We start from the raw sequence: 810 nt of genomic DNA on the forward strand, positions 1-810 counted from the left end.
CACCATTGGTTACTGTAACTGTATAAATCCCTGCATTACCTGATTGCGCATTGGGAATAGTAGGGTTCTGACTTGAACTATTGAATGCAACAGGCCCCGACCAACTATAAGCACTCCCCCCGGAAGCAGTTAATTGAATTGTTTGACCTATGCTATAAGGACCAGTATTAGCTGCTATTGCCAAGGGTTGACTGACAATCTGTAAGCCAGTAACTGCTGCACTGGCCGGAGAAATACAAGACCCAACTGTACAGGTCGCTGTAATGCTATAGGTACCTACACTTGAAAGGGTCAGACTGCTACCTGATGAACCATTCGACCAATTAATTGTTCCTGCACAACCACTGGCGGTTAATGTAAGCGTGCTTGGTGAACAGACTACCTTGGTTGCTGGGGCTGTAATCGTTGGTGCAGAGGGCTGAGCTACAATCTGTAAGCCAGTAACTGCCGTGCTTGCCGGAGAAATACAACTGCCCACGGTACAAGTAGCTGTAATGCTGTAAGTGCCTACACTTGATAAAACTATACTTGTACCTGATGAACCATTTGACCAGTTGACTGTCCCTGCACAACCGCTGGCCGTTAAGGTTAAAGTACTTGGCGCACAAACTACTAAAGAACCTGGAGGAGTAATGGTTGGTGATGCTGGTTGAGCTACAATTTGCAATCCTGTTACTGCTGCACTGGCCGGAGAAATACAAGACCCAACTGTACAGGTCGTTGTGATACTATAAGTGCCTACACTTGATAAAACTATACTTGTGCCTGATGAACCATTTGACCAGTTGACTGTTCCTGCACAACCACTTG

General features: G+C 46.0%; 1 pseudogene. It reads right to left on the bottom strand.

The features are described 5' to 3' along the window. Positions 1–810 (bottom strand): annotated as a pseudogene (locus EWM59_RS27995) (hypothetical protein); the annotation flags it as partial.

Source organism: Emticicia agri, assembly GCF_004168285.1.
Lineage (GTDB): Bacteria > Bacteroidota > Bacteroidia > Cytophagales > Spirosomataceae > Emticicia > Emticicia agri.